A 24,417-nucleotide genomic window follows, 5' to 3' on the forward strand; every position below is an offset into this window, starting at 1 on the left:
GGCATCATCGACGCCGTCAATCACTCGGTCAGCCAGAGTGATTGGACGGCATGGCGAGCGCAGCCTACCCTGCGCGATCTGCGCCCGCTGACGGCGTTCCACATCCACGAGGCGAGCCCATGACACAGCGTGAATTGATCGATGGTCACAACCGCCGCGTGGATTATCTGCGCCTGTCGGTCACCGACCGCTGCGATTTTCGCTGCGTCTATTGCATGGCCGAGGACATGCAGTTCCTGCCGCGCCAGCAGATCCTCACCCTCGAAGAGCTGTTCCAGGTAGCGCAAAGCTTCGTTGCCCTCGGCACGCGCAAGATCCGCCTCACCGGTGGCGAGCCGCTGATCCGGCCTGGTGTCGTGAAACTTTGCGAACAGATCGCCGCCCTGCCCGGCCTGCGCGAACTGTGCCTGACCACCAACGGCTCACAATTGGGCCGACTGGCCCAGCCGCTGTTCGACGCCGGGGTCAAGCGCCTGAACATCAGCCTCGACAGTCTCGATCCGCAGCGCTTCAAAGAGCTGACCCGCACTGGCGATCTGGCGCAGGTCATCGACGGCATCGATGCCGCGCGTGCCGCCGGTTTCACCCGTACCAAGCTCAATTGCGTGGTGATGCAGGGCCGCAACGATCACGAGATCAACGATCTGGTCAGTTTCGCCATCGAGCGTGATCTGGATATTTCCTTCATCGAAGAGATGCCGCTGGGCGCGATCGCCGAACACAGCCGCGCCGAATCCTTCTACTCCAGCGCGCAAGTACGCGAACGCATCGCCGAACGTTTTACCCTGATCGACTCGACCGAATCGACGCAAGGGCCGTCGCGCTACTGGCGTGTGGCCGAAGCGCCGAACATTCGCCTGGGCTTCATTTCACCGCACAGCCATAACTTCTGCGGTACCTGCAACCGCGTGCGCCTGACCGTCGAAGGTCGCTTGCTGCTGTGCCTGGGCAACGAGCATTCGATGGACCTCAAAGCGGTGCTGCGCGCCCACCCGGGCCACCCGGAACGTCTGGAGAACGCGATCATCGAGGCGATGAAACTCAAGCCGTATCGACACAACTTCCAAGTCAACGACGACGTGCAAGTGGTGCGTTTCATGAACATGACCGGCGGCTGATTCGCCGCGCAACCGGGACCGCGAGATGATCGTCAGACCGAGACCCAATCAGTTCGCCGTGCTGTTCACCCTCAGAGGCTCGATCGCCAAACGCATCGCCGTGCGCACCTTGATGCTGACACTGCTGGCGGCAGCGATTGTGCTGATCGAACTTCTGGTGCCGAGCTACTTCGCCCAGATCAATTCGACGCCGTTCACCCTGCTCGGTCTGTCGCTGTCGATCTTCCTGAGCTTTCGCAACAACGCCTGTTACGACCGTTGGTACGAGGGCCGCAAGGCCTGGGGCGAGGTGCTGCTGCGGGTGCGCTCGGTGATGCGCGAAACCCAAGGCATCGATGACTCGCGCCTGCGTGGACAACTGTTGCGCAACCTGTGCGGTTTCGCCCACGCGTTGAATGCGCGGTTGCGTGGAGACAGTGAGGAGCAGGCCAGTGCCGACTGGGTCAGCCCGCCGATCGGTGGTGCGGCGCCGGATCACTGCGGACAGATTCTTCATCAGGTCGGGCGCCAGTGTTCCGAGCTGGAAACGGCCGGTGTGCTGTCGCCATGGCGTTATCAATTGCTGGCCAATCACCTGACCTGCCTGAGCCAGGCACAGGCCGTGTGCGACCGCATCAAGAACACGCCACTGCCCTTCCCTTACACCCTGCTGCTGCACCGCACCATTTACCTGTTCTGCCTGTTGCTGCCCTTCGCCATGGCGCAATCGCTGGGATGGTTGACGCCGCTGTTCACGGCAATTGTCAGCTACACCTTCTTCGGCTTCGACGCGATTGCCGATGAACTCGAAGACCCGTTCGGCCGCGATGAGAACGATCTGCCGACCGATGCGCTGGTGCGTACCCTGGAGCGCGATGTGCTGTACGAACTCGGCGTCTCGCCTTTGCCGCCAGCGCCGGAACCGGACGATTACGTGCTGCGCTGATGACACAACGGCAAGTAACGAGATGGCCCGGCGCGTCCGCTCGGGACCGAGGTGCGGCCATTCGCGAGCAGGCTCGCTCCCACAGTTGAAATGCACTCTCCTGTGGGAGCGAGCCTGCTCGCGAAAAAGGCAACTCGGTCAAGCAGCCCAAACGCCGGAAAGCGCCACCGACGAATCTTCCATTTACACGCGCGCAAATTCCCCCTTACTATCCGGGCACACCGGTCGCCGGGCCTCCCCTGCCGCCGACGCTTTCCGCCAACGGAAACACGCGTTATGAGTACGTCACCACAACAACCGCAAAGGTTGCACGTCTCTGCTGTACGCGCCCACTGCAACAGGGGCCGCGTATGAACCGCATCGTCAATCTGCCCATGGCCCTGCGCCGTTCCAAGCTGCGTCACTCCGCACGCCCGCCGGATATCGCCGTTCCTGCCTGATCGCGTGAGCTGAAACCGCGACAGTCAATTTCCCGATTTTCCTGATATCCCTGCCGGGACACTTACGCGTTTTTGTCGCGTCGTGTCCGGCCGAATCTGCGCGCCTGTGCGGCGCCACCGTGAGTGATTTGCCATGAAATTCGCAGCCATCGAAGACGCACGCCTGTTCCTCGAACAGAACCCCGATATCGACATGATCGAACTGTTCATCCTCGACGCCAACGGCGTGCCGCGCGGCAAGCTGTTGCACCGTGAAGAACTGCTCGCCGTGTACGAAAGCGGCCGACCGCTGCCGAGCACCATCCTCGGCCTGACCGTACAGGGCGAAGACGTTGAGAACTCCGGACTGGTCTGGGACGTCGGCGACATCGACTGCCGCGCCTATCCGCTGCAAGGCAGTCTGGTGCGCCTGCCGTGGCGGCAGATTCCGACCGCTGCGGTGCAGGTCAGCATGCACCCGAGCGAGGGCATGCCGGCGAGTATCGCTGACCCTCGGCACCTGCTGATCAAGGTCATCGACGGGCTCAAGGCCGAGGGCTATCACCCGATCATGGCCTGCGAGCTGGAGTTCTATCTGCTCGATGCCAAACGCGACCACAACGGCCGCCCACAACCGGCGCTGGACGCCGACGGCGGGCGACCGCGACACACGCAAGTCTACGGCTTACGCGAGCTGGAGCAGATCGAGCCGTTCCTCGCCGACCTCTACAGCGCCTGCAAACTGCACGGCATTCCGGCGCGCACGGCGATTTCCGAATACGCCCCGGGGCAAGTGGAAATCACTCTGGAACACGGCGATGCGCTGGAAGCGATGGATCAGGCGGTGCGCTACAAGCGTCTGGTCAAAGGCGTGGCGCACAAGCACGGCATGCAGGCGACGTTCATGGCCAAGCCGTTCGATGATCTGGCCGGCACCGGCATGCACATGCACGTCAGCCTGGCCGATGCCGAGGAGCGTAATTTGTTCGCTTCTGAAGACCCGGCCGGCACACCGCTGTTGCGCACGGCGATCGGCGGCATGCTCGCCTCGCTGCTCGATTCGCTGCTGCTGTTCTGCCCCAACGCCAACTCTTACCGGCGCTTTCAGGCCAACAGCTACGCGCCACTGGCGCCGACTTGGGGTGTCGATAACCGCACCGTCAGCCTGCGCGTTCCTGGCGGCCCGGCGCCGACGCGACACATCGAACACCGCATCTGCGGCGCCGACGCCAACCCGTATCTGGCAGCGGCAGCGATCCTCGCCGGCATTCATCGCGGCATTCGTGAAGAGCTGGATCCGGGGGCACCGGTCGAGGGCAATGGTTATGCCCAGGCGAAAGAACTGCTGCCGACCGATTGGCTGACGTCGCTACAAGCGCTTGAAAATTCACAGTGGGCACGGGAGGCGTTGGGGCAGGAATTCCTTGGGGTGTATCTGGCGGTGAAGCGTGCCGAGTATCGCCAGTTCATGGCTGAAGTGGGTGAGCAGGATTGGCGGTGGTACCTGACCGAGGCTTAACGATCCGACACCGAACCTGTGGGAGCGAGCCTGCTCGCGAAGGCGTCATCACATTCAACATTTTGGGTGACTGACACACCGCTTTCGCGAGCAGGCTCGCTCCCACAGGGAATGCACTTCGAACCTGGAATTTTTTGTGGACCCAGACATGACCATTCGCTGCAATTCCTACTACACCGCCACCCTCAACCACGACACCGACTACCCGACCCTGCAAGGCCGGCACAAGGTCGATGTGGTGATCATCGGCGGCGGTTTCACTGGCGTCGCCACTGCCGTCGAGCTGGCGGAAAAAGGCCTGAAAGTCGCCATCGTCGAAAGCCACAAGATCGGCTGGGGCGCCACCGGGCGCAATGGCGGGCAAGTCACCGGCAGCCTTTCCGGCGACGGCGCGATGCGCAAGCAGATGCGCGCGAAACTGGGCGATGACGTGGACGATTTCATCTGGCATCTGCGCTGGCGCGGGCATGAAATCATCCGCCAGCGCGTCGAGAAATATGCGATCCAGTGCGACCTCAAACACGGCCACTTGCACGCGGCGTACAAGCCGAGCCACATGGTCGATCTGCGCAAGGATTACGACGAAGCCGTGCGTCGCGGATTAGGCGATGAAGTGAGCCTGCTCGACCGCAGCCAGGTTCGCGACCTCCTGCAAAGCGAGCTCTACCACGGCGCCATCAAGAACACCCGCAACATGCACCTGCACCCGCTCAACCTGTGCATTGGCGAAGCACGCGCAGCCGAAAGCCTGGGCGCGCAGATCTTCGAAAACAGTGAAGTGCTGGAGATCATTCACGGCGACACACCTGGCGTGCGCACCGCCCACGGCCAGATCGACGCCAATCAGGTGATGCTCGCCGGTGACGACTATCACAAGCTCGAACCGGGTCAGCTCAAGGGCAAGATCTTCCCGGCCATGGGCGGCATCGTCACCACCGCGCCGCTCGGTGATCTGGCGCAACAGATCAACCCCGAAGACCTCGCCGTGTACGACTGCCGCTTCGTCCTCGATTACTACCGGCTCACCGCCGACGGCCGGTTGCTGTTCGGCGGCGGCGCCAACTACAGCGGCAAGGATTCGCGCGACATCGCCGCCGAACTGCGCCCGTGCATCGAACGCACGTTCCCGGCGCTAAAAGGCGTGGCGATCGATTACCAGTGGAGCTGCGCGATGGGCATCGTCATCAACCGCATCCCGCAACTGGGCAAGCTTTCGGACAACGTCTGGTATTGCCAGGGCTACTCGGGACATGGCATCGCCACCACGCACATCATGGGCGAGATCATGAGCCGCGCGATCACCGGGCAAATGGAGCAATTCGACACTTTCGCCGCGTGCCAGCACATTCGCGTGCCAATGGGCGACCTGCTGGGCAACCCGTTGCTGGCGGCGGGGATGTGGTATTACCAGATGCTTGAGCGGTTGCGCTGAATTCACTGGCCCTATCGCGAGCAGGCTCGCTCCCACATTGGATTTGTGCACGACACAACACTCTGTGGGAGCGAGCCTGCTCGCGAAGAGGCCCTCAAACCCCACACAAACTCAATCCGCCAACTGCTCCACGACAATCCCCAACCGCCGATAATCCTCCACACTCCCCGACCCCGGATGCCGCTCGGTAATCAACCTATGCAGGCGCGTACACGGCGCCACCACAAACGGCTCCACCGCGCCCAGCTTGTCCGCCGTAGTCACTGCAATCACCCGCTTTGCGCTGTCGAGCATCGCCTGTTTGATCGGCACTTCATCGAAATGCAGCGAGGTGATCCCCACTTCGGGATGAATCGCACACACCCCGGTAATCGCCAGATCCGCCTTGATCCCCGCCAGCAGTCGCAGCGCTTCCTGACCACTGGCCGACATCGAATGAGCATTCAATTCACCACCCGCCAGAATCACTTTCACGCCTTTATATTCGGACAAGGCAATCGCCGTCAGCGGTGAAGCGGTCACGGCGGTGATGCGGATGTCGGACGGTAATGCGCGCGCCACCTGCAACGTGGTCGAGCCGGAATCGAACAGCACAATCTGCCCGTCCTCGATGTGCTGCGCCGCCAATTGCGCCAGGCGCACCTTGACCTCGTCGGTCTCATCCAGACGGGTGAAGTAATCCTTGCCCGAATCCTTCGGTCGCGGCAACGCCCCGCCATGCACCCGCTGCACCAGCCCGGCGCTGTCCAGCTCGGCAAGGTCGCGGCGGATGGTGTCTTCGGACACTGCGAAATGCTGGCTAAGCTCGGAGGCCATGACCTTGCCGTCACGTTCGAGAAGCAAAAGGATTTTCTGCCGGCGCAGGGACGGCAGCTCAGCGATGGAGTGGTCGTGCATGGTTGTGCCTGTTTATGCTTGTAGTTGCAGGTTTCAGCGACACTAGCGAAAGTCTCAGGCAAATACAAACGCAACGGCTATCAATGCTTTCGATCATTGGAATCAACACGGCGAATTTTTTCTTTGCGCTGCGCCTGTTCACAATGGCCCCACTCTCAATAGCTCAGGATGAACAGCCCATGAATCTCAACTTCGCCTTCGCCTGCATGATTGTCGTGTCGTTCGCGATTGCCTTGGGCCACGCCTGACAGCGCCTCAAACCGAGGCCAGCAATTGCTCACGAAGCCGTTTATGCGCCGCAGCCGCCCTGGGGGAGAGGGCTGGGGTGAGGGGGATGGATCTGACTGACACGCAGCAATCGCCAGCCACCACTGGCTTGCTTCAGGTTTCCTGGCGCACCCGCCTGACCTGCACCAACAACGCCGGGGCAAAATGCAGCAGCACCATCCGGCTCAGATGATGCGTCAGGATAAACACCACATTCAGCCCGCCGCCAAACGCGACAATCGCAATCGTCTCGATCGCGCCCGGCATGTACGCCAGCCACAGCGACAGCGGATCACTGCCCAGCCAGCGCGCGACCACCTCGGCAAACACCGCTGCGACGACGATCATCAAACCCACCGAGACCAAAGCGGTGCGCCCATGACGCGCCAGCTCTGCAATGCCGAGTCCCTGGAAACGTGAGCCGATGCGCACGCCAAGAATCAGTGCGGCCAGGTCCAAACTCCACTCCGGCATGTGAAAGCCGTGCAGCCAACCCGACTTCACAAACGCGGCGGTGATGATGATCGCAGTGAGCATGAACGGCGCCGGGACGCCGATCAGCAACAGCAGGCGGCCGAGCAATACGCTCAGCGCGATGACAGCGAGTGCGGTCAGTGCCATGCCGGTGGTCAACGGATCGCTGACGACTTCAGCCACCGCTGTTTGCCCGGGGATAAGCAAACTCACCAGCACGGTGATCAACAGCAGCCGCATTAGATGCACGATGATGACTTTGCTCGAAGCCTTTTCCGACTCAAGCAAATCGAACACTGCGGCCAACGCGCCGGGATACACCGCCAACAATGCGTCGGTACGGTTCCAGCCGGCACCGCGTGTCAGCCACCATCCGGCGAGTGCGATTTGTACGGTCAGGCAGATCAGCAACACGCCAAGGCTGGGCAACATCGTCGTCGCCGTTTCGCTGTCCCATGCTTCGAACATCAGCCCGGTGGCGATGCCCAGCGTGACCTGGATGTAGCCCAGTCCATAAGGAGTTGCCGGGGCGATGCCGGTTTTACTGGCAAACAACGCGGTAACGACAATCGAGCCCAGCAGCAAGCCGTGGGGTACGCCTTCAAACTGCAACAACGCGCCGAAACCGGCCGCAATCAACAAGCACACAATGGATTTCATAGTTCGCCTTCCTGGCTATTTTGTGAGACACCACCATTCCCTGGTAGGAGCTACCGAAGGCTGCGATCTTTTGGGACGCAGAGCGTCCCCGGCTGCATTCCCACGCAGAGCGTGGGAACGATCAGAATAACTGATCTATCGCCTTCGCGAGCAGGCTCGCTCCCACGAGAATCCAATACGTCTTACATACGCAAGCGTGCAATCGCCCGCCGATATTTCTCGATCCGCTCCAGATCCTCCCAACCCGGCGAGGCAATCCGCGAGATATCGCTGTTCTCCTCCAGATCCGCCAGCTTCACCACTCGCCCGATCGGGTTTTGCGCGGCGCGGTCGACAAAATCCTCGTAGGACTCGCCGGGCACTTTGGTCACCGCTGCAATCGCCGCCAGCACCTCTTCGCTGAAACCTTCCCCGCGCAAATCATCCAGACTCACCCCGCAATCCTCGACCACGTCGTGCAGCACAGCGACGATGCGCTCTTCCAGCGTATTCATGCGCAACATGACTTTCAGCGGATGCAGAATGTACGGCGCCCCGCCCTTGTCCACCTGCCCGGTGTGGGCCGTGGCGGCAATGGCGATGGCGCGTTCGAGGGTTTGGGCCATGGGAATCGAATCCTGCGCTGAATGTTTCTGATTGTTGCGCAGTGTACGCGAAGATCGCTCAGCGCAAACCGATTGAACCTTGCCCGCCCTCGCCGCCTCGAAACCAGACAAGCGCCAAATCACCGATCAGACGCGGCGCCATTGGAGAGGAATTGCCGATGAAAACCCGACTGCTGCTCCTGATCGCCACGTTTGCCATCATCCCCACCTGCGTCATGGCTGAAGGCTGCGACGTGCAGACCCGCTCCTCCAGCGCCTCGGTGCCAGCGGTGGAAACCCACAGCTGCTACGAATACGAAGGCATGCCCGTGGACTCCATCAACTGGTCCTGCAGCAACGAAAGCAAGGACACCCTCAACGCCACCAAGAAAAAAGTCGATCGCTGCGACGACCACTACCAGGCCACCTGCACCGCCCGCCTCACCCAGGAATCACTGGCCAACCCGCACTCGACCAGCAAAGACAAAAGCGCCAAACCGCTGAACATGCCCGACAACGCCAAAGCCACCACGTATTACTACGACGTTGAGCACCTGGCGCAGGCAAAGATTGATTGCGAGAACAGCGGCGGGAACTGGAAGGCTAAATAGCTTCGGTTATCGAGGAATACCTGACAGAGAGCCCGGCTTGATGCCGGGCTTGCTATATCTGCAAACAGCTTCAACCCTCACCAGCACCGCTGCTGGTGCCGCTGTCGTTCGATTGCTTCGAACCGCTGGGCTTGGAGCCCGCAGGTGTCGAGCCGTCATTGTTGGTGGTATTGCCCTGCGTGCCTTTGGGCACGGTGGCGCCGTTGGAATGAATGTCCTCCGGTGCACTCGGATTGGTTTGGCTGTTGCCGTCGTTAGCGGTGGGTGCCGGGGTGTCGCTGGCGGCGGTCGCGTAGAGCGAAGTGGCGGATAACAGCGTGGCCAGGGTGAATGCTGCGAGACTGGATTTATGCATGTCGGCGGTTCCTTTGCGGGGTTGGGTTATGCATTGGAAGCGCGTGCGCGGGGAAAATGCGGGAGGGCTGACGAATGGCAGGAACAAACAACCCGACACCTCGTAAAAGATGCCGGGTCAACAAAAAAATATGCGTTATCCGATCAGAAATTCGCCGGCGTATTCGCACTAATAATCTCCGCCTCATCCGCGCCGATATTCCGGAATTTATGCGGCAACGTCGTCGGAAAGTAATAACCATCCCCGGCACTCAGCACACTCACCTGCCCGTCCACGGTCAGTTCCACCGTGCCGCGCGTGACCAATCCGCACTCTTCGCCTTCGGCATGCACGATCGGCTCTTCGCCGGAGCTGGCGCCGGGGGCGTATTGCTCGCGGAGCAGGCGCATCTGGCGGCTGGGGACGGAGGCGCCGATGAGCAGCAGGCGCAGGCCGTGGCGGCCGAGGTCGGGTTGTTCGTTGGCGCGGAACACGTATTGGTGTTCGCGCGGGGGCTGGTCGAAGGTGAAGAAGTCGGCCAGAGACATCGGTATGCCTTCGAGCAGCTTTTTCAGCGAGCTGACGGAGGGGCTGACGCGGTTCTGTTCGATCAGCGAGATGGTCGCGTTGGTCACGCCGCTACGCCGGGCGAGTTCGCGCTGGGAGAGTTTGTAGCTTTCGCGTACTAGTTTGAGTCGAGAACCCGTATCCATGACTGCCTTATGTAAAAGGGGCGATGGGGGTGGGTGGCGGGTGACGCGCAGGTCGCGCGGATCACGTTGCTCCCGTGTCCCGGAACCGTGAAAGGCGGCTATTAAATCACGTTTGCAAGTGTTGCTCAGCAGGTTCGATGGATGGTGCGGCAAAAGTCCTGTTGGCCTTGGCAATACAGTCACTGTGGGAGCGAGCCTGCTCGCGAAAGCAGTGTGTCAGACAACGAAGATCTTGGCTGACATGGCCCCTTCGCGAGCAAGCTCGCTCCCACATTTGGTTTTGAGCAGGTCAGCAAAAGCGAGTGTGGCTGGGCTGGCCTCTTCGCGAGCAGGCTCGCTCCCACAGTGGACATCAGTGCTTTTGCATAAGTGAAAAACCGGCGGGGTCTTTCGGGCCGCCGCCGGGAGGTAAGTCAGACGCCGAAACGGTCGCGCAGGGAGTAGTAGACGGCGCCCAACGCGGTGAGCGGTGCGGAGAAGGTGCGGCCGCCGAGCATTGGCATGTGCGGCAGCGAGGCGAAGGCGTTGAAGCGTTCGGCGTCGCCGCGGATCATTTCCGAGATCAATTTGCCGGCCAGGTGCGAGCAGGTGACACCGTGGCCGCTGTAGCCCTGCATGTAGTAGGCGTTCTTTTCGATGCGGCCGAATTGCGGCATGCGCGACATGGTCAGCAGGAAATTGCCGGTCCAGCGGTAGTCGATCTTCACGTCCTTGAGCTGCGGGAAGGTCTTGAGGATCTTCGGCCGGATCAGTTGTTCGATATCGTCCGGCTCGCGCGCGCCGTAGACCACACCGCCGCCGTAAAGCAGCCGGTTGTCGGCAGTGAGGCGGTAGTAATCCAGCAGATAGTTGCAGTCTTCGACGCAATAGTTGTTGGTGATCAGGCTGCGTGCCTGCTGCTCGGTCAGCGGTTCGGTGACGACGATCTGCGAGCCGCACGGCATGCTTTTCGCGGTGACGCGATTATCGAGACCTTGCGGCAGATAAGCGTTGCCGGCGATCAGCAGGTATTTGGCGCGGACCAGGCCCTTGGCGGTGCGCACGGTGATCGGCTCGCCGTAGGTGATTTCCACCGCTGCCGATTGCTCGTAGATCTTGCCGCCCAAGCGCACGATGGCAGCGGCCTCCCCTAGTGCCAGATTCAGCGGATGAACGTGGCCGCCCTGCATGTCCAGCAAGCCGCCAACGTAAGCGTCGGAACCCACTTCGCGACGAATGTCCGCTGCATCGAGCATCTTCAGATTGCGGTTGCCGTAGCGTTCCCAGTTGCGCTTCTGCTCGGCCAGGCCGTTGTGCTGTTTCTTGTTCATCGCTGCGAAGATGCCGCCCGGGCGGTAGTCGCACTTGATGTCGTAATCCTTGATGCGCGAACGAATGATGTCGGCGCCTTCGAAGATCATGCTGCCGAGGATTTCTGCAGTCTTGTCGCCGTAGCGCTCTTCGATGACATCGACGTCGCGGCTGTAGGAGTTGACCAGTTGCCCGCCATTGCGCCCGCTGGCGCCGTAGCCGACTTTCGCCGCTTCCAGCACGGTGACTTTGTAGCCGGCTTCGCTGAGGAACAGCGCCGAGGACAGGCCCGTGTAGCCGGCGCCGATGATGCAGACATCGCAGTCCACTGCCTCTTCGAGAACCGGGAAGTCGATGACTTCGTTGCGGGTGGCGGCGTAGTAGCTGTTTACGTGTTGCTGTTTCATAGGTTTCTCCGAGGGCCACCAACCAGGGACGGCCGCCGCTGTAAAAGAATCAGAGCTTGATCCAGGTCGCTTTCAGTTCGGTGTACTTGTCGAACGCGTGCAGCGATTTGTCGCGACCGTTGCCCGATTGCTTGAAGCCACCGAATGGCGCGGTCATGTCGCCGCCGTCGTACTGGTTGACCCAGACACTGCCGGCGCGCAAACCGCGGGCGAAGGTGTGCGCCTTGCTCAGGTTGCTGGTCCACACCCCGGCGGCGAGGCCGAAAATGCTGTCGTTGGCGATCTGCAGGGCTTCTTCGGCAGTGTCGAAGGTGATCAGCGACAGCACCGGGCCGAAGATTTCTTCCCTAGCGATAGTCATCGCATTGGTCACGCCGTCGAAAATCGCTGGCTGCACGTAGAGGCCGCCGGTTTCTTCGAGGGTGCGTTGGCCGCCGGCAATCAACTCGGCGCCCTGCTCGCGGCCGATGCTGATGTAGCGCAGCACGTTGTCCAGTTGACGCTGGTCGACCACGGCGCCGACGGTGGTCGCCGGATCCAGTGCATGCCCCGGTTTCCACGCTTGCAGGGCTTCCACCAGCAGCGGAATGAACTGCTCGCGAATCGAGCGCTCGACCAGCAGACGCGAGCCGGCAGTGCAGACTTCGCCCTGATTGAAGGCGATGGCACTGGCTGCTGCCTGGGCTGCCGCGCGCAGGTCCGGTGCGTCGGCGAACACCACGTTCGGGCTCTTGCCGCCGGCCTCGAGCCAGACGCGTTTCATGTTGCTCTGCCCGGCATAGATCATCAGCTGCTTGGCGATCGCCGTGGAACCGGTGAAGGCCAGCACGTCGACGTCCATGTGCAACGCCAGTGCCTTGCCGACGGTGTGACCGTAGCCCGGCAGCACGTTGAACACGCCCTTCGGAATACCCGCCTCCAGCGCCAGTTGCGCGATGCGGATGGCGGTCAGCGGTGATTTTTCCGAAGGCTTGAGGATGAACGAGTTTCCCGCCGCCAGCGCCGGGGCAAACTTCCAGCTGGCCATGATCAGCGGGAAATTCCACGGCACGATCGCTGCGACCACACCCGAGGGCTCACGGGTGACGAGGCCAAGTTGGTCGTGTGGCGTGGCGGCGACTTCGTCGTAGATCTTGTCGATGGCCTCGGCGCTCCAGCGGATCGCGTTGGCGGTCGCCGGGATGTCGATGCTCATCGAATCGCTGATCGGCTTGCCCATGTCGAGGGTTTCCAGCAGCGCCAGTTCTTCCTGGTGTTGCAGGATCAGATCGGCGAAGCGGATCAGCACGCGCTTGCGCTCGGCCGGGGCTTTTTTCGCCCAGATGCCGGAGTTGAAGGACTGGCGCGCCGCTTCGACGGCCAGGTTGGCGTCGGCTTCATCGGTGCTGGCGACGGCGGCAAGAAAGCGGCCATCGACCGGGCTCAGGCATTCGAAGGTGTCGCCGCTGATCGCCGGGCGATATTCACCGTCGATGAAGGCGCGGGATTCGATGGACAGGGACTGGAAGCGTTGTTCCCAGTCGTTGCGGGTTGTGGTCATTGTTTTTGAGCTCGACAAGGGGGAATTTGGGGGTTGGTCTGGTTGCTTTGCCTGGCCGGGAATCGCTGCCCTCACCCTAGCCCTCTCCCAGAGGGAGAGGGGACCGATCGGGGGATGTCTGGTAACTGCGCCGACCTGAAAAATCTTTGCCGAATCCATCATCGACTGGATCGTTCAGGTCGCCGGATATCTCCAGACGACGCGGTCAGTCCCCTCTCCCTCCGGGAGAGGGTTAGGGTGAGGGGCTTTTGATCTTCAGACCGTATGCAGATACCAGTTGTACTCAAGATCAGAAATCGAGTTCTCGAACTCCGCCAGCTCGCTTTCCTTGCACGCGACGAACACGTCGATGTACATCGGGTCGATGTAGCGCGCCATGACTTCGCTGTCGTCGAGCTCGCGCAAGGCGTCGCGCAGGTTGTTCGGCAGGCTCTGCTCGTTCTGCTCGTAGCTGTTGCCTTCGACCGGGGCGCCGGGCTCGATCTGGTTGGTCAGGCCGTGGTGGATGCCGGCCAGCACCGAAGCCATCAGCAGGTATGGGTTGGCATCGGCACCGGCGACGCGGTGTTCGATGCGCACGGCATCCGCCGAACCGGTCGGCACGCGCACGGCCACGGTGCGGTTGTCGATGCCCCAGCTCGGCGAGTTCGGTACGTAGAACTGCGCGCCGAAGCGGCGGTACGAGTTGACGTTCGGGCAGAGGAACGCCATTTGCGCCGGCAGGGTCTCGAGCACACCGCCGATCGCGTGACGCAGTGCGGCGTTCTGCTCGGGATCCTCGCTGGCGAAGATGTTGTTGCCTTCTTTGTCCAGAATCGAAATGTGCACGTGCAGACCGTTGCCGGCCTGGCCCGGATACGGCTTGGCCATGAAAGTCGTGTCCATCTCGTGGTCGTAGGCGATGTTCTTCACCAGACGCTTGAGCAACACCGCGTAATCGCAGGCCTTGATCGGGTCGGAGACGTGATGCAGGTTGACTTCGAACTGTGCCGGGGCGCTTTCCTTGACGATGGCGTCAGCGGGAATGCCCTGCTCTTTCGCGCCTTCGAGAATGTCTTGCAGGCAGTCGACGTATTCGTCGAGATCGTCGATCAGGTAGACCTGGGTCGACACCGGACGCTTGCCGGATACAGGTGAACGTGGCGATTGCGGACGGCCATTCACGTTGTCCTGGTCGATCAGGTAGAACTCGAGTTCGAACGCCGCGCATATGGTCAGGCCGAGGTCGTCGAATTTGCGCACAACGTTGGCCAGCACTTCACGCGGGTCGGCGAAGAACGGCTGGCCTTCGATCTCGTGCATGGTCATCAGCAGTTGAGCGGTCGGGCGTTTTTGCCACGGCTCGATGCTCAGGGTGCCGGGGATCGGGTAGCAGATGCGATCAGCATCGCCAATATCCAGGCCTAGGCCGGTGCTTTCCACCGTCGAGCCGTTGATGTCCAGCGCGAACAGCGACGCCGGCAGGTTGATGCCTTTTTCGTACACCTTATGAAGACTGGTGCGTTCGATGCGCTTGCCGCGCACCACACCGTTCATATCCGCAATCAGAAGGTCGACGTACAAAACCTCAGGATATTTCTTAAGGAATGCGTTGGCTTCGTTGAGTTGAACGGTACGCAGAGGGACCGACATGATGCACCTATTTAGCTGTTAATTATTATGTTCACCGCTGTGTTGCGCAGCCAGTCAATCCGAAAGGCAAAGTGAAGTCAATAGCGAACACCCTGCCCTGCAGCCTTTATTTTTCGGGCTTTTTTTAACACTCTCGTGCCATATCCGCCGGCAAACCCCGGTAAACCTGAGCGATTTGATGAACGGCGTTTAGAATTTTTTACATGGCAGTTGTTAATTAAAATCAACGAGGCTAAGCTCCGGAAAAGCTCGTTCAAGTGACAGACTTCGAGGTGAATAAAAATGGCATTCAAGCCATTGATCGGCGTTACTGCGTGCGTCAAACAGATTGGCCTGCACCCCTATCACATCAGCGGTGACAAGTACCTACGTGCTGTCAGCGTTGGCGCCCAAGGGTTGCCAGTGGTCATTCCTTCCCTCGGCAACCTGACTGAAATCGATGACCTGCTCGGTCAGCTCGACGGTCTGTTGCTCACCGGCTCTCCCTCGAACGTGGAGCCCTTCCACTATCAAGGCCCGGCCAGTGCCCTCGGCACGGATCATGATCCGGCCCGTGACGCCACTACCCTTCCCTTATTGCGTGCAGCCATTGCGGCGGGCGTTCCGGTGCTCGGTATCTGCCGTGGCTTCCAGGAAATGAATGTGGCGTTCGGCGGCAGCCTGCATCAGAAGGTGCACGAGCTGCCCGGCATGCTCGATCACCGTGAAGCCGACAGCCCGGATGTGGCGGTGCAATACGCCCCGGCCCATGCGGTCAGCGTGATCGCTGGCGGTGTGTTCGAAGCGCTGGAGCTGCCCGACGAATTTCAGGTCAATTCGATTCACAGTCAGGGCATCGACCGCCTCGCCCCCGGGCTGCGTGCTGAAGCCGTGGCGCCGGACGGTTTGATCGAAGCGATCTCGGTCGAGCACAGCCCGACCTTCGCCCTCAGCGTGCAATGGCACCCGGAATGGCAAGTGCTGGACAACCCGAACTACCTGAAGATTTTCCAGGCGTTCGGCGCAGCGTGCCGGCAACGGGCGGCGAAGCGCAGTCAGCGCTGACGCAATCCCAAACCAGATAACGATTTACTGCCCCCACGCTTGGCGGGTGTGCGTTTGCACATCCGCCAGTCGTGAACTGCAACACCCGTGATAACAACAAGTACGACCCAGGCAGCCAGGACGGCGGCGCCGAACAAGCCGGATCGGTACGGACAAAGGCCACTCAGGTCAACGCATATCCCCTGTGGGAGCGAGCCTGCTCGCGAAAGCGGTGTATCAGCAAACGATGATGTCGACTGACACTCCGTATTCGCGAGCAGGCTCGCTCCCACAGGTTCTGCGCCAGCTGACAGGCATTCCGGACCGCTCCGCAATCCACTTAAGCCCGGCCACATTGGCCAGGCACACGACACCTGTTGGGAGTTTCACATGGCAAACGCCTCCAGCACTTACCGCAAGGCACTCGAAGGTCAGCAGCAACCAAAAAAGGTGCTGGTGAAAGTCGATCGTGTCACCAAGAAGTTCGACGAAACCGTGGCCGTGGACGATGTGTCCCTGGAGATCCATCAGGGCGAGATTTTCGCGCTGCTGGGCGGTTCCGGGTCGGGCAAATCGACTCTGCTGCGCATGCTCGCCGGTTTCGAGCGGCCGACCGAGGGGCGGATTCTGCTCGATGGCGTGGACATCACCGACATGCCGCCGTACGAGCGGCCGATCAACATGATGTTCCAGTCCTATGCGCTGTTCCCGCACATGACCGTGGCACAGAACATCGCCTTCGGCCTCAAACAGGACCGCTTGCCGGCCAGCGAAATCGATGCCCGTGTCGAAGAAATGCTGCGCCTGGTGCACATGACCCAATACGCCAAGCGCCGCCCGCACCAGTTGTCCGGCGGCCAGCGGCAGCGCGTGGCGCTCGCCCGCTCGTTGGCCAAACGGCCGAAACTGTTGCTGCTCGACGAGCCGATGGGTGCGCTGGATAAAAAGCTGCGTTCGCAGATGCAGCTGGAGTTGGTGGAGATCATCGAGCGCGTCGGCGTGACCTGCGTGATGGTGACCCACGATCAGGAAGAAGCCATGACCATGGCCCAGCGCATCGCGATCATGCACCTGGGCTGGATCGCGCAGATCGGCAGCCCGGTGGACATTTATGAAGCGCCGGTCAGCCGCATGGTCTGCGAATTCATCGGCAACGTGAACGCTTTCGACGGCACGGTGGTGGAAGATCTCGAAGGCCACGCGATCATTCACAGCCCCGACTTGCAGCAGAAGATCTATGTCGGTCACGGCGTCAGCACCTCGGTGCAGGACAAGTCGATCACCTACGCCATCCGCCCGGAAAAAATGCTCGTCAGCACCACCCAACCGGAGTTCCGCTACAACTGGTCCGAAGGCAAGGTCCACGACATCGCCTACCTCGGCGGCCATTCGGTGTTCTACGTCGAGCTGCCCGGCGGCAAGATCGTCCAGTCGTTCATGGCCAATGCCGAACGCCGTGGCGCGCGGCCGACCTGGGACGACAAGGTCTACGTCTGGTGGGAAGACGACAGCGGCGTGGTGCTGCGCTCATGAGAACTTTCAATCAGCAATTCTTGCGCCTGGTGCCCAGCGGACGAAAACTGGTGATCGGCATTCCGTTCATCTGGCTGTTCCTGTTCTTCATGCTGCCGTTCTTTCTGGTGATGAAGATCAGCTTCTCGGAAGCCGCGCTGTCGATCCCGCCGTACTCGGAGATCTACACCTTCGCCGAACAGAAATTCCAGCTGCTGCTGAACATCGGCAACTACACCCTGCTCGGCGAAGACGAGCTGTATCTGTCCGCATACCTCGGCTCGCTGAAGGTCGCGGCACTGAGCACGCTGATGTGCCTGGTGATCGGTTTCCCGATGGCCTACGCGATCACCAAGACCGGCAAGGAAACGCAAAACGTCCTGCTGCTGTTGATCATGATGCCGACCTGGACGGCGATCCTGATCCGCGTGTATGCGTGGATGGGCATCCTCAGCAACAACGGTCTGCTCAACGGGTTCCTGATGTGGACCGGGCTCACCGATCACCCGATCGAGATCCTCAACACCAACACTGCCGTCTATATCGGTGTGGTTTACGCCTATCTGCCGTTCATGGTCCTGCCGCTCTACGCCAACCTCGTCAAGCACGACAACAGCCTGCTGGAAGCCGCGCAGGATCTGGGTTCGAGCAACTTCAACAACTTCTGGAAGATCACCGTGCCGCTGGCCAAGAACGGCATCATTGCCGGTTGCATGCTGGTGTTCATTCCGGTAGTCGGCGAGTTCGTGATCCCGGAACTGCTGGGTGGCCCGGAGACGCTGATGATCGGTCGCGTGCTGTGGCAGGAGTTCTTCAATAACCGCGACTGGCCGGTGGCTTCTGCGCTGGCGGTGGTGATGCTGTTGATCCTGATTGTGCCGATTCTGCTGTTCAACCGCAGCCAGGCCAAAGAGATGGAGGCACGGGGATGAAACGCTTCAACTTTTCCAAATTCATGCTGATCTTCGGCTTGATGTTCATTTATCTGCCGATGCTGATCCTGGTGATCTACTCGTTCAACGCCTCGAAACTGGTGACGGTGTGGGGTGGCTGGTCGATCAAGTGGTATGTCGGCCTGCTCGACAACACGCAACTGATGGGCTCGGTGCTGCGCTCGCTGGAAATCGCCTGCTACACCGCGATTGCCGCTGTGGCACTGGGTACGCTGGCGGCGTTCGTGCTGACGCGGGTGACGCGCTTCAAGGGTCGCACGCTGTTTGGTGGCCTGGTGACCGCGCCGCTGGTGATGCCGGAAGTGATCACCGGTCTGTCGCTGTTGCTGCTGTTCGTGGCGATGGCGCAGCTGATCGGCTGGCCGCAGGAGCGCGGCATCGTCACCATCTGGATCGCCCACACCACCTTTTGTGCCGCTTATGTGGCGGTGGTAGTCTCCGCGCGCCTTCGCGAGCTGGATCTGTCGATCGAAGAAGCGGCGATGGACCTCGGCGCCAAACCATTCAAAGTGTTTTTCCTGATCACCATTCCAATGATCGCGCCGTCGCTGGCCGCCGGCGGGATGATGTCGTTTGCCTTGTCGCTGGACGATCTGGTGCTGGCGAGTTTTGTCTCCGGGCCGGGCTCGACGACGCTGCCGATGGAGGTGTTCTCGGCGGTGCGCCTGGGCGTGAAACCTGAGATCAACGCCGTGGCCAGCCTGATTCTGCTGGCAGTGTCGCTCGTGACTTTCCTGGTCTGGTACTTCGGCCGCAAGGCAGAGGCCAACCGCAAAAAAGCGATCCAGGAAGCGATGGATCAGACCGCGAACGAGTCGTGGCAACAGCCAGCAGCGGCGACAGCCTGAGCAACACCAATAAACAACTGTGGCGAGGGGATTTAACCCCGTTGGGCTGCGAAGCGGCCCCTGCAGGTCTACCTGAAGACTCCGTATTCAGGTTTTGCGACTGCTTCGCAGCCGAGCGGGGATAAATCCCCTCGCCACAAGGTTCAAGTGCACCGAGCTTTTGTTTTGTTGAATAAGAAGAAGGGAGTTGTACCGATGAAAATGTTTGGCAGGACTCTGCTGACACTGTCCTTAATGGGCGCGATGGTCATGGGCGCCCAGGCCAACGACAAGGTGCTGCGTGTTTACAACTGGTCCGATTACATCGCGCCGGACACCGTGAAAAAGTTCGAAGACGAGACTGGCATTCGCGTGACCTACGACGTCTTCGACAGCAACGAAACCCTGGAAGCGCGCCTGCTCGCGGGCAAATCCGGCTATGACATCGTCGTGCCGTCGAACAGTTTCCTGGCCAAACAGATCAAGGCCGGCGTCTACCAGCCGCTGGACAAGTCGAAGCTGCCGAACTGGAAGAATCTCAACCCGGTGCTGCTGAAAAACGCCGCCGCCAGTGATCCGGACAACGCGCACGCGTTCCCGTACATGTGGGGCTCGATCGGCATCGGTTTCAATCCGGCCAAGGTCAAGGAAGTACTCGGCGCCAACGCCCCGACCAACTCCTGGGACTTGCTGTTCAAACCGGAGAACGCGGAAAAGCTCAAAGCCTGCGGCATCAGTTTCCTCGATTCGCCGACCGAAATGCTCCCGGCCGCCCTGCACTATCTGGGGTATCCGGTGAACGACAAGGACAAGGCGCACATTGCCGAGGCCGAAGCGCTGTTCATGAAAATCCGTCCTTACGTGGCGTACTTCCACTCCTCGAAGTACATCTCCGATCTGGCCAACGGCAACATCTGCGTGGCGGTCGGTTACTCCGGCGACGTCCTGCAGGCCAAGGCCCGTGCGGTTGAGTCGGGCAACAACGTGGTGATCGACTACAGCATTCCCAAGGAAGGCGCCGGCAGTTTCTACGACATGGTCGCCATCCCCCGTGATGCGGCGAACGTCGACAACGCCTACCTGTTCATGGACTTCCTGATGCGCCCGGACATCATAGCCGAAGTCACCAACAGCATCGGCTACAGCAACGCCAACGCAGCGGCCACGCCACTGGTGGACGAAGCGATCCGCAACGAACCGGGCTCGTATCCTTCGCAAGCGGTGATGGCCACGTTGTATGCAGTGCCGGATCAGCCGATTGCCACACAGCGGATCATGACGCGTGGCTGGACGCGGGTGAAGCTTGGTAAATAAAAACACCGATGATCAAAATGTGGGAGCGAGCCTGCTCGCGAAGGCGCTGTGTCAGGCAATTGAGATGCCGGATGTGCCGACGCTTTCGCGAGCAGGCTCGCTCCCACAATGAAGCAATGCAGTGCTGAAAATTTCCGTTCACGCAGCGCCTTACCACCGCTGCACCCTGCTCTGAACGGCCTCACCCGGCTCCCTCGGCTCGGGTGAATTTGCAGGCGCCCTCGGGCGCCTTTTTTTGTTCGTTCAGATCAGCGGCCAGTCCTGCACAACCCGATAGCGGCCCTTGTGCGATTCGAACAAAGCGAAGCGTTCAGCACGCAGAAAGAACTCCGGCGGTGTGCGCGCTTCCGGCTCCGGCGCGCGGTACTCCCGCGCCAGTGTCAGGTGCGGGCGGAACTCGTGGGTGGGCTCGTCAAAACCGAACGGCAGCATCGCCTGTTCCAGCGCGTAGACCAGGCGCAACAACGCCGGCGGCGCCTGTTCCGGTGCCAGCGATAGCACACCGGCGCGATGCCAGACCTGCAAGCGATCCAGCTCAATGCGCAACGTTTCGCCGGGAATACGCACATTGCCCGCTGCTTCGCAGACGCCATGGATTTGCGCCAGCGGCACCGCTCCAAGAAACAGCAGAGTCAGATGAAAGTTATCCGCCGGCACCGGTTTGCCGCTGCGCAGACCCAGCTCCGCGCGCCACTGGGCGATTGCCTTGCGCTGCGCCGGCGGGCAGTCCAAAGCGAAAAACAGCCGTTTCGACGGTTCATCCCTGCGCACTTCATCAATCATCGCCCTGCCCCCCATATCGTCATGATCGCGCCGATTCTACACAGCCTGTTCTGACGACTCGCGACAGGAAGCTATAGTTCAAGGATTGCCATCAACCGGAGGCTGCCATGCGCGAGATCCTCAGCAAAGAACCCTGGTGGGCCCGGCCACCGCATCCCGGACAGGACGAAAGCGAACTGGAATGGGGCTGGCTAGTGCATTACAGCGAAGGCGAACCGCGCTTCGAATTCGTTCGCGAGAGACCCAGCGACGAGCAGATCCGCAACCGCAAAAGTTGCCGGGTCACCCCCTCGCCCGAATGAATAGAGCTCGTGAGCACTAATCCTGTGGGAGCGAGCAGGCTCGCTCCCACAGGGTCATGCATTGATCAGTGGGGTTGGGTGTCGCCGGCGGCGGTGTCGATGCTGACAACCACTGACATCCCCGGCCGCAAGCGTTCTGCTTCCTGCTGATCGGGATCGATGGTGATGCGTACCGGCACCCGCTGGGCGATCTTGACGAAGTTGCCGGTGGCGTTGTCGGCCTGCAGCAAGGCAAATTCAGAACCGGTGCCCGGCGAAATATGCTGCACATGGCCGGTGAATCTGCGGTGGTTCAAGGCGTCGACGGTGAAGCGTACCGGTTGCCCGACACGCACGTTGGCCATCTGGGTTTCCTTCATGTTGGCGATCACCCACTTCTGGTCCGGGACCAATGCCATCAGCTGCGCGCCGGAGTTGACGTAGGCGCCGAGGCGCACGCCGATCTGCCCGAGCTGGCCGTCGCGCGGGGCGACGATGCGTGTGTTGGACAGATCGATCCGTGCCAGTTGCACCGCAGCTTCGGCGCTGGCCACGGCGGCCTCCAGCGAGCCGCGATTGACGATCACCGTTTGCAGATCCTGCCGGGCTATTTCCAGATTGGCCTTGGCCTGCGCCACAGAAGCCGTGCTTTGCGCGTTGGCAGCGAGGGTCACGTCGAATTCGCGCTTGGACACCGAGCCGTCGCGCACCAGCTCCTGATTACGCCGCAGATCGGCCTCGCTCTTGCGCAACTGCGCCTGGCTGTCGGCGAGCACCGCCTGACGCAATTTGATCGTCGCTTCGGCACTGTTGCGCTGCTGCACGACGTTGGCCAGTCCGGCCTTCTGCACTGCCAGTTGCGCCAGGGACTGGTCGAGGCGTTGCTGATAAATGCGGTCGTCCAGACGCACCAGCAGATCCCCGGCCTTGACGTACTGGAAGTCCTGCACCGGCACCTCGAACACATAGCCGCTGAGCTGCGGCCCGATGATCGTCACCTGCCCGCGAATCAAGGCGTTTTCGGTGGTTTCGACCGCACTGCTGAATGGCGGCAGTTGCCAGGCATACAACACGATCAGCACGCCGACGATGGCGATTGCGGCAAAGCCCAGCGAAGAAATGATCCGCACCCGCAGCGAACGCGGCGCGGTATTCGGTGACGATGGCGGCGCCTCCCCTTCAGGCGTGGCGGCGATGGCATTGGTGGTTGTGGTGGTCGGTTCGGTCATGAAGAAGTGGCACCGCTGGGTGGTACGGAAGGTGTCGGTTCAATGGCTTTGGTGGTGCTCATCAGCCACAACGCACGAATCGAAAGCCAGATCATAGTCAGGACGGCAATGACCGCGATCAGCATGAAGACATCGTTATAGGCCAGCACGTTCGCTTCGCGTGTCGCCGCATTGGCGAGGCTGCGCATGCCGGCCAGATTGCGCAGGCTCGGGTCCGCCAGCAAACCGCCGAAGGCCGAGCCGCCGCTCTGCACCCGCGCGGCCACCAACGGATCGGACATCACCAGGTGATCGACGATGTGGCTGGAATGGTACTTCTCCCGCACGATCTGAAAAGTGCCGAGCAACGCCGCACCGAGCAGTCCGCCGAGGTTGTTGCAGATCCCGAACAGCACGGAAAAGCTCACCAGGTTGCGCGGATTGGTCAGCACGTTGCGCGTGCCGAAGACCATGGTCGGGCCGAGAAAAAACGTGCTGCCGAATGCCAGCAGGAACTGGCTGAAATACATGTTGGCGGGACGGGTCAGGTTATTCGAGAAACTGTCCATCACCGAACCGGTGGCCATCAGCGCCAAGGAAATGATCAACGGCATCAGCAAATGTTTGGGGTCGATGGTCAACGCGCTGGTGGCAAGCCCGGCGATGCTGCCGATCAGCATCACCACATACAGACTGTGCAACTGCTCATAGCCCATGTTGAGGTTCTGCATGAACCCCACGGCGCCGGTGGATTGCTCCGAGGTGACCATGCGAATCAGTGTCACCGCCAGCGCCAGGCGGATCATCGTTCCGCTGCCCAGCCAACGGGTCATCAACATCGGGTTGCTGCGGTTGTGCTCGATGGCCAGGCCCATGATGATCAGCGCGATCGAACAGGCCAGCGCCACGCCGATCCAGTCTGCCTCCAGCCACCAGTCGATCCGCCCGAGCGACAGCACCGCGCACAACAACGCCACACCGGTAGCGAGGATCGCGAAGGTGAGGAAATCGAGTTTTTCAAAGGTCTTGAAACGGTCACCGGGCGGCAACTTCAGTAGCAACACGCAGCCGAGTGACAGCAGGGCCATGCCCAGTTCGAACAAGTACAAGCCGCGCCATTCGGCGATCTGCAACAGGTCTTCGGAAAACAGTCGCGCCAGCGGTAACGCCAATTGCGACGTGCCGAGGCCGAGTACCAACGCTTTGAGCCGCCATTTCGCCGGGAACGCCTGGACCATGTAATACAGACCCAGCGAGCTCAGCGCCGCACCGACCATGCCGTGGGCAGCCCGCACCGCCACTGCCGAGTTGAGATCGTTGACGAACAAATGGCCGAAGGTCACCAGCGCGTACAGCACCAGAAATACTTCGGTGAACGCGCGCAATCCGAACTGCTGGCGAAACTTCACCAACAGCAGGTTCATCGACACGTTGGTCATCACATACGCCGCCGGCAGCCAGGCCATCTCCGCCGTGGTCGCGCCAAGCGAGCCTTGCAGGTAAGGCAGGTTGGCAACCACCAGCGAGTTGCCCAACCCACCAGTCACCGCCACCAGCACGCCAACCGCCGCATAAGCCAGGCGCTTGGGCGTGGAGTGTAACGGGGTCGACGGGGAACCGGGCAGGCTGGGCTTTTCGTGGGGTTGCCAGTTGCGCGGGGCGTATTTATCCATGGATCGGCCTGGTGCTGGGGG

The 24,417-nt window shown here is 61.0% G+C and carries 22 protein-coding genes; 11 read left to right on the forward strand and 11 right to left on the reverse strand.

Features of this window, described 5'->3' with window-relative positions:
* Positions 1–119: 119 nt before the first annotated feature.
* The 4 genes from moaA (at position 120) to HU724_RS17405 (ending at position 5,413) form a co-directional block, all read left to right on the forward strand.
* The gene (gene moaA / locus HU724_RS17390; protein ID WP_186566542.1) at positions 120–1,118 is read left to right on the forward strand and encodes a GTP 3',8-cyclase MoaA; all 999 of its coding nucleotides are present in this window, start codon (positions 120–122) and stop codon (positions 1,116–1,118) included.
* A 25-nt stretch (positions 1,119–1,143) separates the two neighbouring features.
* Positions 1,144–2,043, forward strand: a complete 900-nt coding sequence (locus HU724_RS17395; RefSeq protein ID WP_186566540.1) for a bestrophin family protein — start codon at positions 1,144–1,146, stop codon at positions 2,041–2,043.
* A gap of 573 nt (positions 2,044–2,616) precedes the next feature.
* The gene (locus HU724_RS17400) at positions 2,617–3,981 is read left to right on the forward strand and encodes a glutamine synthetase family protein (protein WP_186566538.1); all 1,365 of its coding nucleotides are present in this window, start codon (positions 2,617–2,619) and stop codon (positions 3,979–3,981) included.
* 148 nt (positions 3,982–4,129) lie between these two features.
* Positions 4,130–5,413: an NAD(P)/FAD-dependent oxidoreductase gene (locus HU724_RS17405; RefSeq protein WP_186566536.1), complete on the forward strand. Its 1,284-nt coding sequence runs from the start codon at positions 4,130–4,132 to the stop codon at positions 5,411–5,413.
* Positions 5,414–5,524: 111 nt separating this feature from the next.
* Here HU724_RS17405 and HU724_RS17410 read toward each other — a convergent pair whose 3' ends face one another.
* The 3 genes from HU724_RS17410 to HU724_RS17420 form a co-directional block, all read right to left on the reverse strand.
* Positions 5,525–6,310 carry a DeoR/GlpR family DNA-binding transcription regulator gene (locus tag HU724_RS17410; protein WP_186566534.1) on the reverse strand — a complete coding sequence of 262 codons (786 nt, stop codon included), beginning with the start codon at positions 6,308–6,310 and terminating at the stop codon, positions 5,525–5,527.
* Between the two features lie 381 nt (positions 6,311–6,691).
* Positions 6,692–7,711 (reverse strand): AbrB family transcriptional regulator, encoded by a 1,020-nt coding sequence (locus HU724_RS17415; RefSeq protein WP_186566532.1) that lies wholly within the window; start codon positions 7,709–7,711, stop codon positions 6,692–6,694.
* Between the two features lie 182 nt (positions 7,712–7,893).
* Positions 7,894–8,316: an HD domain-containing protein gene (locus HU724_RS17420; protein WP_186566530.1), complete on the reverse strand. Its 423-nt coding sequence runs from the start codon at positions 8,314–8,316 to the stop codon at positions 7,894–7,896.
* Between the two features lie 158 nt (positions 8,317–8,474).
* On the opposite strand from HU724_RS17420, the gene HU724_RS17425 reads away from it, so the two are divergent.
* A complete protein-coding gene (locus HU724_RS17425; RefSeq protein ID WP_186566528.1) occupies positions 8,475–8,906 on the forward strand; it encodes a hypothetical protein in 432 nt (143 codons plus the stop codon).
* A gap of 70 nt (positions 8,907–8,976) precedes the next feature.
* On the opposite strand, the gene HU724_RS17430 is transcribed toward HU724_RS17425, so the two are convergent.
* From HU724_RS17430 to HU724_RS17450, 5 genes are all read right to left on the reverse strand, one after another.
* A complete protein-coding gene (locus HU724_RS17430) occupies positions 8,977–9,261 on the reverse strand; it encodes a hypothetical protein (RefSeq protein WP_110645556.1) in 285 nt (94 codons plus the stop codon).
* Between the two features lie 143 nt (positions 9,262–9,404).
* On the reverse strand, positions 9,405–9,953 hold the full coding sequence (locus HU724_RS17435) for a cupin domain-containing protein (protein ID WP_011333561.1): 549 nt from the start codon (positions 9,951–9,953) through the stop codon (positions 9,405–9,407).
* Positions 9,954–10,366: 413 nt separating this feature from the next.
* The gene (locus HU724_RS17440; RefSeq protein WP_186566526.1) at positions 10,367–11,650 is read right to left on the reverse strand and encodes an NAD(P)/FAD-dependent oxidoreductase; all 1,284 of its coding nucleotides are present in this window, start codon (positions 11,648–11,650) and stop codon (positions 10,367–10,369) included.
* A 49-nt stretch (positions 11,651–11,699) separates the two neighbouring features.
* A complete protein-coding gene (locus HU724_RS17445; protein ID WP_186566524.1) occupies positions 11,700–13,190 on the reverse strand; it encodes an aldehyde dehydrogenase in 1,491 nt (496 codons plus the stop codon).
* Between the two features lie 255 nt (positions 13,191–13,445).
* Positions 13,446–14,822, reverse strand: a complete 1,377-nt coding sequence (locus HU724_RS17450; RefSeq protein ID WP_007918694.1) for a glutamine synthetase family protein — start codon at positions 14,820–14,822, stop codon at positions 13,446–13,448.
* Between the two features lie 282 nt (positions 14,823–15,104).
* On the opposite strand from HU724_RS17450, the gene HU724_RS17455 reads away from it, so the two are divergent.
* The 5 genes from HU724_RS17455 to HU724_RS17475 all read left to right on the forward strand — a co-directional run bounded on the left by HU724_RS17455 (position 15,105) and on the right by HU724_RS17475 (position 20,451).
* The gene (locus tag HU724_RS17455; RefSeq protein ID WP_186566522.1) at positions 15,105–15,866 is read left to right on the forward strand and encodes a gamma-glutamyl-gamma-aminobutyrate hydrolase family protein; all 762 of its coding nucleotides are present in this window, start codon (positions 15,105–15,107) and stop codon (positions 15,864–15,866) included.
* 369 nt (positions 15,867–16,235) lie between these two features.
* Complete coding sequence (gene potA, locus HU724_RS17460; protein ID WP_024013333.1) at positions 16,236–17,378, forward strand: polyamine ABC transporter ATP-binding protein; 1,143 nt, start codon at positions 16,236–16,238, stop codon at positions 17,376–17,378.
* Positions 17,375–18,289 (forward strand): ABC transporter permease subunit, encoded by a 915-nt coding sequence (locus HU724_RS17465; protein WP_024013334.1) that lies wholly within the window; start codon positions 17,375–17,377, stop codon positions 18,287–18,289. Before potA ends, HU724_RS17465 begins: the two co-directional genes overlap by 4 nt.
* Positions 18,286–19,158, forward strand: a complete 873-nt coding sequence (locus HU724_RS17470) for an ABC transporter permease subunit (protein WP_186566520.1) — start codon at positions 18,286–18,288, stop codon at positions 19,156–19,158. The genes HU724_RS17465 and HU724_RS17470 overlap by 4 nt, the downstream gene beginning before the upstream one ends.
* Positions 19,159–19,353: 195 nt before the next feature.
* The gene (locus HU724_RS17475; protein WP_095182000.1) at positions 19,354–20,451 is read left to right on the forward strand and encodes a polyamine ABC transporter substrate-binding protein; all 1,098 of its coding nucleotides are present in this window, start codon (positions 19,354–19,356) and stop codon (positions 20,449–20,451) included.
* 243 nt (positions 20,452–20,694) lie between these two features.
* Here HU724_RS17475 and thpR read toward each other — a convergent pair whose 3' ends face one another.
* Positions 20,695–21,234, reverse strand: a complete 540-nt coding sequence (gene thpR, locus HU724_RS17480) for an RNA 2',3'-cyclic phosphodiesterase (protein WP_186566518.1) — start codon at positions 21,232–21,234, stop codon at positions 20,695–20,697.
* A gap of 107 nt (positions 21,235–21,341) precedes the next feature.
* Here thpR and HU724_RS17485 point away from each other — a divergent pair, with 107 nt between their 5' ends.
* On the forward strand, positions 21,342–21,536 hold the full coding sequence (locus HU724_RS17485) for a hypothetical protein (RefSeq protein ID WP_024013337.1): 195 nt from the start codon (positions 21,342–21,344) through the stop codon (positions 21,534–21,536).
* A 65-nt stretch (positions 21,537–21,601) separates the two neighbouring features.
* On the opposite strand, the gene HU724_RS17490 is transcribed toward HU724_RS17485, so the two are convergent.
* Positions 21,602–22,744 carry an HlyD family secretion protein gene (locus HU724_RS17490; RefSeq protein ID WP_122612196.1) on the reverse strand — a complete coding sequence of 381 codons (1,143 nt, stop codon included), beginning with the start codon at positions 22,742–22,744 and terminating at the stop codon, positions 21,602–21,604.
* On the reverse strand, positions 22,741–24,396 hold the full coding sequence (locus HU724_RS17495) for an MFS transporter (protein ID WP_016775184.1): 1,656 nt from the start codon (positions 24,394–24,396) through the stop codon (positions 22,741–22,743). Before HU724_RS17495 ends, HU724_RS17490 begins: the two co-directional genes overlap by 4 nt.
* Between the last annotated feature and the right edge of the window lie 21 nt (positions 24,397–24,417).

Origin of the sequence: Pseudomonas iranensis (assembly GCF_014268585.2) — a bacterium.
Taxonomy (GTDB): Bacteria; Pseudomonadota; Gammaproteobacteria; order Pseudomonadales; family Pseudomonadaceae; genus Aquipseudomonas; species Aquipseudomonas iranensis.

Coding starts and splice junctions, on each gene's coding strand:
- moaA (WP_186566542.1), top strand. CDS start 120: ATGACACAGCGTGAATTGATCGATGGTCACAACCGCCGCGTGGATTAT.
- HU724_RS17395 (WP_186566540.1), top strand. CDS start 1,144: ATGATCGTCAGACCGAGACCCAATCAGTTCGCCGTGCTGTTCACCCTC.
- HU724_RS17400 (WP_186566538.1), top strand. CDS start 2,617: ATGAAATTCGCAGCCATCGAAGACGCACGCCTGTTCCTCGAACAGAAC.
- HU724_RS17405 (WP_186566536.1), top strand. CDS start 4,130: ATGACCATTCGCTGCAATTCCTACTACACCGCCACCCTCAACCACGAC.
- HU724_RS17410 (WP_186566534.1), bottom strand. CDS start 6,310: ATGCACGACCACTCCATCGCTGAGCTGCCGTCCCTGCGCCGGCAGAAA.
- HU724_RS17415 (WP_186566532.1), bottom strand. CDS start 7,711: ATGAAATCCATTGTGTGCTTGTTGATTGCGGCCGGTTTCGGCGCGTTG.
- HU724_RS17420 (WP_186566530.1), bottom strand. CDS start 8,316: ATGGCCCAAACCCTCGAACGCGCCATCGCCATTGCCGCCACGGCCCAC.
- HU724_RS17425 (WP_186566528.1), top strand. CDS start 8,475: ATGAAAACCCGACTGCTGCTCCTGATCGCCACGTTTGCCATCATCCCC.
- HU724_RS17430 (WP_110645556.1), bottom strand. CDS start 9,261: ATGCATAAATCCAGTCTCGCAGCATTCACCCTGGCCACGCTGTTATCC.
- HU724_RS17435 (WP_011333561.1), bottom strand. CDS start 9,953: ATGGATACGGGTTCTCGACTCAAACTAGTACGCGAAAGCTACAAACTC.
- HU724_RS17440 (WP_186566526.1), bottom strand. CDS start 11,650: ATGAAACAGCAACACGTAAACAGCTACTACGCCGCCACCCGCAACGAA.
- HU724_RS17445 (WP_186566524.1), bottom strand. CDS start 13,190: ATGACCACAACCCGCAACGACTGGGAACAACGCTTCCAGTCCCTGTCC.
- HU724_RS17450 (WP_007918694.1), bottom strand. CDS start 14,822: ATGTCGGTCCCTCTGCGTACCGTTCAACTCAACGAAGCCAACGCATTC.
- HU724_RS17455 (WP_186566522.1), top strand. CDS start 15,105: ATGGCATTCAAGCCATTGATCGGCGTTACTGCGTGCGTCAAACAGATT.
- potA (WP_024013333.1), top strand. CDS start 16,236: ATGGCAAACGCCTCCAGCACTTACCGCAAGGCACTCGAAGGTCAGCAG.
- HU724_RS17465 (WP_024013334.1), top strand. CDS start 17,375: ATGAGAACTTTCAATCAGCAATTCTTGCGCCTGGTGCCCAGCGGACGA.
- HU724_RS17470 (WP_186566520.1), top strand. CDS start 18,286: ATGAAACGCTTCAACTTTTCCAAATTCATGCTGATCTTCGGCTTGATG.
- HU724_RS17475 (WP_095182000.1), top strand. CDS start 19,354: ATGAAAATGTTTGGCAGGACTCTGCTGACACTGTCCTTAATGGGCGCG.
- thpR (WP_186566518.1), bottom strand. CDS start 21,234: ATGATTGATGAAGTGCGCAGGGATGAACCGTCGAAACGGCTGTTTTTC.
- HU724_RS17485 (WP_024013337.1), top strand. CDS start 21,342: ATGCGCGAGATCCTCAGCAAAGAACCCTGGTGGGCCCGGCCACCGCAT.
- HU724_RS17490 (WP_122612196.1), bottom strand. CDS start 22,744: ATGACCGAACCGACCACCACAACCACCAATGCCATCGCCGCCACGCCT.
- HU724_RS17495 (WP_016775184.1), bottom strand. CDS start 24,396: ATGGATAAATACGCCCCGCGCAACTGGCAACCCCACGAAAAGCCCAGC.